The sequence below is a fragment of the Pantoea sp. Pa-EAmG genome, assembly GCF_030024295.1.
GTDB lineage: Bacteria > Pseudomonadota > Gammaproteobacteria > Enterobacterales > Enterobacteriaceae > Pantoea > Pantoea dispersa.
Genome location: NZ_JASEWO010000024.1, coordinates 25223 through 36589, shown reverse-complemented (window position 1 = coordinate 36589; position 11367 = coordinate 25223). Strand labels below are relative to the sequence as shown.

8 protein-coding genes are annotated in these 11367 nt (G+C 59.4%); 3 read left to right on the top strand and 5 right to left on the bottom strand.

Annotated elements, in window-relative coordinates:
* Positions 1 to 90 precede the first annotated feature (90 nt).
* Positions 91 to 825, bottom strand: coding sequence for a sulfite exporter TauE/SafE family protein (locus QMM04_RS05655; RefSeq protein ID WP_282995802.1), 735 nt, complete (start codon positions 823 to 825; stop codon positions 91 to 93).
* A gap of 100 nt (positions 826 to 925) precedes the next feature.
* Here QMM04_RS05655 and QMM04_RS05650 point away from each other — a divergent pair, with 100 nt between their 5' ends.
* Complete coding sequence (locus tag QMM04_RS05650) at positions 926 to 1819, top strand: LysR substrate-binding domain-containing protein (RefSeq protein WP_264248947.1); 894 nt, start codon at positions 926 to 928, stop codon at positions 1817 to 1819.
* A gap of 51 nt (positions 1820 to 1870) precedes the next feature.
* Here the strand turns inward: QMM04_RS05650 and QMM04_RS05645 are convergent, their stop codons facing one another.
* Positions 1871 to 2980 (bottom strand): suppressor of fused domain protein, encoded by a 1110-nt coding sequence (locus tag QMM04_RS05645; protein ID WP_021508468.1) that lies wholly within the window; start codon positions 2978 to 2980, stop codon positions 1871 to 1873.
* A gap of 226 nt (positions 2981 to 3206) precedes the next feature.
* Between QMM04_RS05645 and QMM04_RS05640 the strand changes: the two genes are divergently transcribed.
* Complete coding sequence (locus QMM04_RS05640; protein ID WP_215480127.1) at positions 3207 to 3500, top strand: hypothetical protein; 294 nt, start codon at positions 3207 to 3209, stop codon at positions 3498 to 3500.
* Here the strand turns inward: QMM04_RS05640 and QMM04_RS05635 are convergent.
* Positions 3491 to 4369, bottom strand: a complete 879-nt coding sequence (locus tag QMM04_RS05635) for an oxygenase MpaB family protein (RefSeq protein WP_088516321.1) — start codon at positions 4367 to 4369, stop codon at positions 3491 to 3493. The genes QMM04_RS05640 and QMM04_RS05635 overlap by 10 nt on opposite strands.
* A 183-nt stretch (positions 4370 to 4552) precedes the next feature.
* The gene (gene bglX, locus QMM04_RS05630; RefSeq protein WP_031279874.1) at positions 4553 to 6850 is read right to left on the bottom strand and encodes a beta-glucosidase BglX; all 2298 of its coding nucleotides are present in this window, start codon (positions 6848 to 6850) and stop codon (positions 4553 to 4555) included.
* Between the two features lie 155 nt (positions 6851 to 7005).
* On the opposite strand from bglX, the gene dld reads away from it, so the two are divergent.
* Positions 7006 to 8715, top strand: a complete 1710-nt coding sequence (dld, locus tag QMM04_RS05625; protein ID WP_282995801.1) for a D-lactate dehydrogenase — start codon at positions 7006 to 7008, stop codon at positions 8713 to 8715.
* Between the two features lie 162 nt (positions 8716 to 8877).
* Here dld and QMM04_RS05620 read toward each other — a convergent pair whose 3' ends face one another.
* Positions 8878 to 11322, bottom strand: a complete 2445-nt coding sequence (locus QMM04_RS05620) for a DUF3772 domain-containing protein (RefSeq protein ID WP_282995800.1) — start codon at positions 11320 to 11322, stop codon at positions 8878 to 8880.
* Between the last annotated feature and the right edge of the window lie 45 nt (positions 11323 to 11367).

Here is an 11367-nt window from a genome sequence, read left to right as displayed (position 1 = left end):
GTCACGCTATTCAATCAGTTAACCATTTTGTGATCTCGCGCACCTCAAGTTCCTCAGCAATGAAGAGAGTGCAAAGAATGAAACGTAACTTTATGGTGCTCCTGACCAGGCATTAACGATTAATCCTGCGCCGGAAATAAACAGAATGACGTCTATCAGCACGGCAAATTGTGTGACTGACAGTCTCTGGACTATCACCTTCGTGCTCAGGGTGCCCAGCATAATGCCACTGCCCACTAACACACCGGTGAGCACAATCTGCATTGAGAGCGCCTGCTGGAAGGCGAACGTACTGACCTTGCTGAAATATAACAGCAAGGCACTCGATGCTTCCGTGCCAATAAATGCGCCACGACTCAATCCATAGGCGGTAAAAATCAGCACGCTCACCGGTCCGGTGGAGAGAACCAGTCCGGTCAGAAAACCCACCACGCCACCACAAAGCCCTAACTGCTTTATCGAGAGTGTCCAGTGACTGTTTTTCAGGTTGCGTCTGACCATAATCATCACCCAGAAAAACAGACCCAGCGCGCCATCAATGAGCCAGGCAGGTAAAGAGAGCAGCACATGTGCGCCTAACGACGCAGCTGGCACGCCAGGAAGGCTATAGGCCAGAGTGGCGCGCCAGTCGATTTCACGCCACCAGACCGCGATGCGCGAGAGATTTCCCAGGATTGCGGCGATAGCCATGACTGGCATCGCCACTCTGGGGCCGAAATTGCTGACCATTAGCGGCAGCAGCAGTAACGAAGAACCGGTGCCGATGATGCCACTCAGCGCCCCGGAGAGGATCGCGATCAGCGTCAAAAAGAGATAATCACCCACTGAGTTTCCTCATTTTCAACGGCAAAGCACGCATGTTAATGAGGGCAATTCGATCATAATATCGATAAATATTGCCCATCACTGATACTAAAAGTCACAGATGAAAAAACGTAACCTGCCGCCGTTGAATGCATTGCGGCTGTTCGAAACGGCCGCGCACGCCAACAGCCTGAGCGACGCGGCTGAGGAATTAGGGGTGACCCACGGTGCCGTTAGCCGTCAGATCAAATTGCTTGAAGAGTGGCTGGGACAACCGTTATTTGAACGCCAGGGACAGCGCAGCGTGGCGGCGGAACATGCCCGGGCTTTTGCCGCAGAGATCAGCACCGCTTTTGACATCATCAGCGATGCTGCGGTGCGCTTTGGCAAAACACCCAACACCCGCACGATACGCGTCAATGCGCAAACCACCTTTGCGATGCACTGGTTGATCCCGCGCCTGCCGGCATTCCACAGCCAATATCCCGACATTGAAATCTCGGTATCCACCTCAAACAGTTCGGAGGTGAAAGGGCTATCTGGCTTTGACGTATTGATTAGCCGGGATGCGCTGAACAAACCTGAATGGCGTTACTTTGAGAAGAAAGCGTTATTTGAGGAAAAGCTCACCCTGATTGCCGCGCCGAAACTGTTAGCCACAAAAGCGCTGAACACCCCTGCAGACCTGGCAACCCACGTTGTCGTGTTATCCAGTACGCGGTCAGGCGAGTGGGAACGGTGGATGAAGCAGGCTGGCGTCGGCGAGGTGCGTCCGGAACGTTTTCAGCGATTCGAACACAATTATATTAGTCTGCAGGCGATTATTGATGGCGTCGGTGTGGGTATCGGTGGAATACAAATGCTGGGACATGACCTGCAGGGCAACCGGCTTGTCACCCCGTTAGCTATTGAGGCGAAGGGGAGCCGCTACGTGGCGTTAATTGCGCCTGACGTGGATAAATCATCCTCGCTAAACCGCTTCGTCGCATGGCTGGAACGGGAAGCATCCGCTTAATACCCGCCTGGTCGCTGCCAGAGGGGTATGTCGGGGCTTATTCGGCAGGCACTACGGTGCGGACTCCACCACTTCCTGGCGCGGACGGAACACATGATCGCTGCCCTGCGCCAGCAAACGCTGCAGCAGCTGCTGGCCGCCGCGATCGTCCGCCTGGGCAAACAGCCGCTCGGCTTCGGTGATCGGCGTCGCCCACAGCAGATTTGGCCGATCGCCGTCGCGCTTCGGCAACCGCAGTTGCGCGTTTTCGCCCGCCAGCCCGTTGGCCAGCAGGAAGCTTTCAAAGCCGACCGGCGCAACTTCCGACGCCAGCGTGTGCCCTTCGCCAATCCACGTCAGCCGCGCCCACGGCAGATGAGCAAACTCCGCCAGCGCGCTGGCCATCTGCACCGCGTTGGCCTCGGTCATCACTTCGCCATCCACCGCCATCGCCAGCTCTACACGCCGGTACTGCGGTGCCAACTCGTCAAACAGGTAATCCACCTGCGGCATCGGCCGGATACTCATGCCGAGCGTGAAGAAATACCACACGCCGTTATGCCAGTGCTGCGAAATCGCCATTGGCGGCCAGTTGCCCTGATCGATGGCGTAATATTTTACCGACTCACCAAACTGCGCCTGGTAACGCTGCAGCAGCTCGCTCTGCACGCGATCCCACTGCTGGCCATCGTGCCAGTCACGCCAGAAATGACGCTGCTGTTCGGCGCGCGCGTAGTAATCGTTGGTGGAGGCTGAACCGAGCGGCGCGGTGAGACGGTTCTCTTTGATGCAGCCCGCCGAGAAGCTGACCTGCTTGTCCTGATACAGGCTCCAGCCGGGGATTACCGCCAGCAGCTGGCCGTAATACCACAGCGCGGCACCGTCGTCGCTGGGCTCCCACAGAATCTGCAGGCCGGCCGGATCGAGCATCGGCTCCGCTTCCAGCGTGCGGCAATAGCTGGCGCTGAGCAGCGGCGCAATACCCTGCTCCATCGCTTCGCGATCTTCCTGCGCCGGTGCCGGCAGCAGATTGCGCAACCAGCAGCCGCGCACGGCGTACTGACTGCGGAACAGGTCGTTCGGCCAGATGTAAAAATAGGCGGTACGCGCATCCTGTTCGACGATGGCGGTTAAAGTGTGTTGCTGATTCGGCACCTCAGCAATCAGAGGTTGGTGTGTCATAACGCCTCGACAATGCCTGGAGGGATCCATTTTCCCCGAGAATAGAGCAGGATCGGCACTCGCGCCATGTGACACAAGGGTAAAACTCTCAAAGTGCGCCAGGCCATCGTTCAGCCCGGCTTAAGAATGGTGGGGGCAGCGGCGGCGAAGCTTCAGATTTTTTTGCGATTCTTTTACCGCTTCGCATGCTATTGTCAGCGCACTCTTCTGTTGCGGAGCTGTCGTCATGGTGCTGCAAACCCTCGATCTCAATCTGCGCGAAATCGTGATTCTCGCCCTGCTGCTGTGGCTGTTTGTCCGCTATACGTGGGTGATGGCAGCCCTGACGCTGATCGTCGCTGCCATCGCGCTGCTGGTGCTGCTGCCGCTGGATATCTACTACACGCTGGTGCCGCTGGCGCTACTGGGCGTTGGCCTGGGCATGCTGCTGCATCACTATCAGCAGCGCCAGCTCCTGCTGAAACGCGAGGCGCGCACGCCGCGCAGCTACACCAGCAAGCAGGATGAATTTCACCTGTAACGCGGATCGCGCCCCATGCGCTGCATGGCACGCGCCCAGGCGCCACGCTGGATTGACCAGCGCAACAGGGCGGCAATCAACGCGATCTGCTTATCAATCCGCCATTGCGTCACTGGCCCGATCGGCTGGTGCATCAGCTGTTGCGCCCAGTCGGGCAGCAGACCACAGCCAGCCCGCAGCATGACGCGCATCGCCGGTTTCGCCTGCCAGCTGGGTGCCGGCGCGTTAAGCAGCAGCTGCATCACTTCGTGAGTGCGCGCATCGTAAACCAGCTCTGCCCGCATCGCCTGTAAATAGGCCTCAACCGCCTCTACGCTTTTCGGGACCTGCTGCGCACCAAGCGCTTCCGCTACCCGCGCCGCTTCGGCGTAATAACGATCGCGATCGGCGAGGCTGAGCTGTGGATTTTTGTAGCGCAGATGCGCGGCCAGGAAGCGGCTGGTTTCTGCAACGTGCACCCAGGTGAGCAGATGCGGATCGCTGGCGGCATAAGGTTTGCCGGTGTTATCGATGCCGGTGACGCGCAGATGGATGCGTTTAACCCGCTCAATCAGGGTATGCGCATCGGCGGTGTTGCCGAAGGTGGTGACCGCGATGAACTGGCTGGTGCGCCGCAGCCGGCCGAGCATATCCTGGCGGAAACTGGAGTGATCCCACACGCCCGCCAGCGCCGCCGGATGCAGCATCTGTAGCATCAGCGCGCTGATGCCGCCGCACAGCATCGCGGGAAAGTCGCCGTGCACCTGCCAGATGATGTGGTCAGGGCCGAACAGGCCGGGATCGCCCGGCGGTTGAGAGATGTCAAATTCGTTGAGCGACAGGCCGTTAAGGCGAAAGACCTGCTGTTCGATGCGGTGGCGGAGATTCATTTGTTCGTTCTTGCGCTAATGACCTTTCCCTCACCCCAGCCCTCTCCCGCGCGCGGGAGAGGGGGCAGTCCGCTGAAGCGGGCAGGTCAGAGGATAATATCCGCTAAAAGTCGGTTTGATCGGTTCCCTCTCCCGCCGGGAGAGGGTTAGGGTGAGGGAAAAATCAGGATAACAAACCCTCAATTACAAATAATCGAACTGCGCATCCTGGGTTCTGACTGAATCCAGACCGATCATCACGTTGAATTTGCCCGGCTCGGCGACGTGCTGCATCTTCTGATTCCAGAACTTCAGCGCATCGACATCAATCTTAAAGCGCACGGTCTGCGACTCGCCGGCCTTCAGCATAATGCGCTGGAAGCCGCGCAGCTCCTGCACCGGACGGCTGATACTGGCGACCGGATCGTTCAGGTACAGCTGCACCACCGTGGCACCATCGCGTTTGCCGGTATTCGTCACCGTCACGCTGGCTTCCACCGTGCCGTTACGCGGCATGGTCGGCGCAGACATCTTCACCGGTGACACGCTGAACTGGGTATAGCTCAAACCATAACCAAACGGATAGAGCGGACCGTTGACCGCGTCGTAGTAGTGCGAGGTGTACTTGTTCGGCTTCTCGAAATTGTACGGACGGCCGGTTGGCAAATGATTGTAATAAATTGGAATCTGCCCGACCGAGCGCGGGAATGACACCGGCAGTTTGCCTGATGGGTTGTAATCACCGAACAGCACATCGGCGATGGCGTTACCGCCCTCGGTACCGCTGAACCAGGTCTCCAGCATCGCATCCGCCATGCGGTCCTCATTCACCAGCGCCAGCGGACGGCCATTCATCAGCACAATCACCAGCGGTTTCCCGGTGGCTTTCAGGGCCGCCAGCAGCTTCTGCTGGCTCGGCGGGATCACCAGGTCGCTGCGGCTCGACGCTTCATGCGCCATGCCCTGCGCCTCGCCCACGGCCGCCACTACCACGTCCGCTTTTTTCGCCTGCGCGACCGCTTCGTCAATCAACTGCTGTGGCGAACGGGCATCGACGCTGACCGCCTGCTCATACAGGTTGAGGAAGTTCTGGATACCTTTGTTATCAGAAATATTGGCCCCTTTGGCATACAGCACGGTGCCTTTGCCGGCCATGGCGCTGCGCATGCCCTGCAGCAGCGAGACAGATTGCTTCGCCACGCCCGCAGCCGACCAGCTGCCCATGATATCGCGCTGGCTATCGGCCAGCGGTCCCACCAGCGCCACGGTCGCTTCTTTCTTCAGCGGCAGGGTTTCATGCCAGTTTTTCAGCAGCACCATACTGCGGCGCGCCACGTCGCGCGCTTCCGCCCGGTGCAGGCGGCTTTCCGCATTGGTGTCCTGCGGATCGCTGCCTTTCGGACCGAGATGGCTGTACGGGTCGTTGAACAGGCCCATGTCATATTTAACGTTGAGCACGTGACGGGCCGCATCGTCGATTTCCGCCATGCTCACCGCGCCGCTTTTCACCAGCCCCGGCAGGTATTTGCTGTAATACTCGTCGCTCATACTCATGTCGATGCCGGATTTCAGCGCAATACGCACGGCATCCTGCGGATCGCTGGCGACGCCGTGTTTGATTAACTCTTTGATGGCACCGTGATCGCTGATGGTGATGCCTTTGAATTTCCAGTCGTTGCGCAGAATATCTTTCAGCAGCCAGCTGTCGGCGGTGGCCGGGGTGCCGTTCAGCGAGTTGAGCGCCACCATCACGCCGCCGCTGCCGGCATCCAGCGAAGCTTTATACGGCGGCAGATAATCCTGGAACAGGCGCTGCGGGCTCATGTCGACGGTGTTGTAATCGCGACCGCCTTCCACTGCGCCGTAAGCTGCAAAGTGCTTAACGCTGGTCATGATGGCGTAGCGGTCGGCGGCGCTCTTGCCCTGCATGGCTTTGACCATCGCACTGCCCATCTGCGAGGTGAGGTAGGTATCCTCGCCAAATCCTTCAGAGCCGCGGCCCCAGCGCGGTTCGCGCGACACATCCACCATCGGCGCCCAGGTCATGTTGAGGCCATCGTCTGCCGCTTCATAGGCGGAGATGCGTCCCACTTCGCTAACGGCTTGCAGATCCCAGCTGGCGGCGAGGCCGAGCGGGATCGGGAAAATGGTGCGCTGGCCGTGCACCACATCATAAGCAAAGAACAGCGGCACCTTCAGGCGGCTGAGCTGCATGACCTGATCCTGCATAGCGCGGATATCCGGACGCGTTACCGTATTGAAAATCGCCCCGACCTGGCCGTGCTGAATCATGTCGCGAATCGCCTCTTTTGGCGTATCCGGACCGACGCTAATCAGGCGCATCTGCCCGATCTTTTCATCCAGCGTCATTTTGCTCAGCAGCTGATTAACAAAGGCGTCGCGCGCCTGTTCCGTCATTGGATGGGGGCCGAACAGGTCGTCCGCAAACGCGGGTTGCACGGCAAGGGAAACAGCGAGGCTAACAGAGTAAATCCATTTCATCAGGTCGGGTTCTCTTAAGTAACTGCGCAATATCGAAATAACCGGGGCAGTGTGCCACAAGATGAGGATAGCAGGTAGCCGCCATTGTCACACTGCGCCCCCGTGGCCGACGCGTGCTACAGTAGAAACGCCACGTTAACGACAAGGATAGGCTAATGAATAACAACACCTCACACCCTGCCCTGCTGTCCGAGCTGCGCCGTCTGGTCGGCGCGTCACAGCTGCTGACCGACGCGGAGCAAACCGCGCGCTATCGTAAGGGTTTCCGTTCCGGCGAGGGCGATGCGCTGGCGGTGGTTTTCCCCGGCTCTCTGCTGGAGCTATGGCGCGTGCTGCAGGCGCTGGTACAGGCCGATGCCATCGTGCTGATGCAGGCCGCTAATACCGGCCTGACCGAAGGTTCAACGCCCAACGGCAACGATTACGATCGCCCGATGGTGATCATCAGTACCCTGCGTCTCGACAAACTGCAGCTGATCGACGGCGGCAGGCAGATTCTCGCCTTCCCCGGCAGCACGCTGTATCAGCTGGAGAAAACCCTTAAACCGCTCGGGCGCGAGCCGCACTCGGTGATTGGCTCCTCGTGCATCGGCGCCTCGGTGCTGGGCGGCATCTGCAATAACTCCGGCGGCTCGCTGATCAAACGCGGCCCGGCCTACAGCGAAATGGCGCTGTTTGCGCAGGTGGACGCCGACGGCAAGCTCCGGCTGGTCAACCATCTGGGCATCGACCTCGGTCATTCGCCGGAAGAGATTCTCGGCCGGCTGGACGACGAGCGCTGGCAGCCGGATGATGTGCGCTGGGATGCGCGCCACGCGTCCGACCACGAATACGCCGAGCGGGTGCGGGACATTCATGCCGATACGCCGGCGCGTTTCAACGCCGACCAGCGGCGCCTGTTTGAGGCGTCAGGCTGCGCCGGCAAACTGGCGGTGTTTGCCGTGCGGCTCGACACCTTCCCCACCGAGCCGAAGCAGCAGGTGTTTTACATTGGCACCAACGACCCGGCGACGCTCGGCGAGCTGCGTCGCCACATACTGGCGGAGTTTACCCATTTACCCGTCGCCGGTGAGTACATGCACCGCGATATTTTCGACATCGCCGAGGTCTACGGCAAAGACACCTTTGTGATGATTGATAAACTCGGCACCGACAAGATGCCGCTGTTTTTCACCCTCAAAGGCCGGATTGATGCCTGGCTTAGCAAGCTGAGCTTCGTTAAGCCGCACCTGACCGATCGCCTGCTGCAACGCATCAGCCGCTGGTTCCCGGCACACCTGCCGAAGCGCCTGAAGCAGTATCGTGACAAATACGAGCATCACCTGATGCTGAAGATGTCCGGCGACGGCGTGGCCGAAGCGCAGGCGTATCTGCAGGAGTATTTCCGCGAAGGCGGCGGTGAGTTCTTTGCCTGCGACGCCAAAGAGGGCGCGCACGCCTTTCTGCATCGTTTTGCCGCAGCCGGTGCCGCCGTGCGTTATCACGCGGTGCACGCTGACGAAGTGGAGGATATTCTGGCGCTGGACATTGCGCTGCGCCGCAACGATCAGGAGTGGTTTGAGCGCCTGCCGCCGGAGTTTGATAACGATCTGATTCATCGCCTTTACTACGGCCACTTCTTCTGCCACGTGTTCCATCAGGATTACATTGTGAAGAAAGGCGTAGATGCCCATGCGCTGAAGGAGAAGATGATGGCGATCCTCGCGGCGCGCGGCGCGGAGTATCCGGCAGAGCATAACGTTGGCCATCTGTATGCGGCCAAACCGCAGCTGCAGGCGTTTTATCGCCAGCTCGATCCGACCAATACCTTTAACCCGGGCATCGGGAAAACCAGTAAGCAGAAAGGCTGGGCGGTGAAAGCCTGAAGGAATTAACGCTGTCCCGGTGGCCATAAATGGCCACCCTACAACCGTCGGGTCGGCATTGATGCCGCCCTCGTATTTACGATCACGTTCCACAGGCGTGTAGGGTCGGCATTCATGCCGACCTGGATTCACCACCGCGTGCGATTATGACCCAAACCGTTGTTACGGTATGGGATTGGATTGCTCCTGTGCCGTCGCCGGCAGCGCGCGGCGTTCGATAATCATGGTCTGCGGCGTCGACAGCACGATGCCCTCTTTGCGCAGGCGCGTCAGGATATCGAACAGCAGATCACTTTTCGCACCGGAAATCTGGCGCTGGCTGGCGACGTTGCCGGTCACGCTCAGCACAATACCCGCCGGCGTCAAATCTTTAAACGAAACTGACGGCTCCGGCGTTTCGAGAATACGCTCGTTCTCGCGGTACACGTCCAGCAACAGCTCGCGCACCTGCACCGGATCGATATCCAGCGGGAAGGTCAGCTGAATCGTCACCACGCCCTGCGCATTGCCCATGGTGGCGTTGCGCACGTTCTGCGAAATCAGCTGCGAGTTCGGCACGATCACCGTGGATTTATCGCCCAGCTGAATCTCAGTCGCACGCACGTTAATACGGCGAATATCCCCTTCGATGCCACTGATGCTCACCAGATCGCCGACCTTCACCGGACGCTCGGTCAGCAGGATCAGACCGGAGATAAAGTTCTTCACAATCTCCTGTAAGCCGAAACCGATCCCCACCGACAGGGCGCTGACGATCCACGCCAGCTTGTTCCACTGCAGCCCCATAATCGACAGCGTCAGCAGGATAATCAGCACGTAGCCGATATTGCTGAACAGCGTCACCAGCGACACGCGCATGCCGATATCCATGGTGGTCTTCGGCAGGAACTCTTTGTCCAGCCAGCGCCGCACCGAGCGCAGCACGTAGATACCCACCACCAGACACAGAATGGCGTTCACCATGTGCGCCGGCACAATGTTGAGCGACTCCAGCCCTTTGCCACCCCAGAACTCAATGACTTTCTGGATCAGCTCAATCGGCGTGGACGAGGCAAACGTGCCGTTGAGCAGCGCCAGCGCGACAAACGCCACCAGCAGGGTTTTACCCACGGCGCTGAGCAGCGTTGCGGCCTGCTGCAGATAGCGCTCGTCAATATTCAGTGAGGTCTGCAACCGCTTGCCGGTCGCGTTGTTGGTGGAGAACAGGCTTTCACAACCGTCGTTGATCAGATGACTGAGGAAGTAGAACGAGCCAAACAGGATGCCGCACCAGATCACTTCATAGCTGAGGAAGCGCGCCAGCGTGACGTAGCCGACAATAAGCGAAACCAGAATCGCCACGGCGGTAACCGTCAGCGCCAGCTGCACCAGGCCGACGATGGTGGGACGCGCTTCCGGCGGATTGCCGGCCTGCGCCATGCGACGACGCACGCGATTGGTGCGCATGCTGATCGCCAGCCCGGTGCTGCCAATCAGCAGCGCCGTCAGGCCGTTAGCAAAAATGGTGGTGTTCAGGCTGGTGCCGACCGTGTAGTTAAACGACTCGGCGGTCTGGAAGATAAACACCAGCGCGGCGGTAATCGGCGGGAACGGCTTCAGCGCCAGCGCCACTTCACTGGAGATGCTCGGCAGACGCCAGCTCGGGCGGCGCGTTGACAGAAATGCGCGGCCGAGACCGGCGATCAGTCCGCAGTAAACGCTAAGCTGCACCAGACGGCTGATAAAATCCTGCACGTCGCTGGACACTTCATCACGGCGCACAAACGCCAGCGAGAGAAAGTTAAAGGTCAGCACCACGGCCGCCAGCGTGGTCAGCGCAATCGCCGCCGCGAGGAAGCTGCGGCGCAGCCGCCCTTCCGGCAGTTTGTGAATGCTGACCCACGCCAGAAACTCTTCGCTGTAACGCCGGCCCAGCGTCATCACCAGCAGCGCCGCCAGCAGCCAGCCGACCGTGCCCACGCGCCAGCCCGGCTCCCACGACAGCGCGGCGGTATCCTGCAGCTCGCTGATAAAGTCGCCAATTTTTTCACCATCCAGGTCCTGACGGCTGAACAGCGGTGACCAGAAGCGTGGCCCTAAAATACTGCCGGAGTTGAGCGCCAGCTGGCTTTTCAGCTGATCGCGCCGCAGGTTGACGATCTGCGAGGACAGTACCAGCGCCCCGTTTTTGATGCCGTCGGCCTGCTTGATCTGATCATCCAGTTTGCCCTTCTGATTCTCCAGCGCGGCGCGTTTGCGCGTCACTTCCGGCGTCTCTTTCACGCCGCTGTCCGCCTTCGGCGCCGGGCCGAGCACCGCCAGCTGCGCATCCAGCTGCTGACGCTGCGGAATCAGCGCCTGGCCGAGGGTTTCCGCATTACCTGACAGCTCCAGCGCCATCTCATTGAGCTGGTTGAGCTGGTTTTCATTGGTATCGCCAGACACCTGGCCCTTAATTTTGTCGAGGATTTTCTGCATCTTCGGCAGTTCTACCGCCGGATTGACCTTCGGTGCCGCGTCTTCTTCCTGCTGCGCGGGCGCGGCGTTGTCATCCGCATAGCTGAGCGCCGGCGTGAATAACACCAGCAGCAGCAGGAACGGGGTAAACAGAGAACGAAACTTGAACATATGAGTGAGATTCCAGCGCAATAACAGCCTGTAAACGCAAGGTTG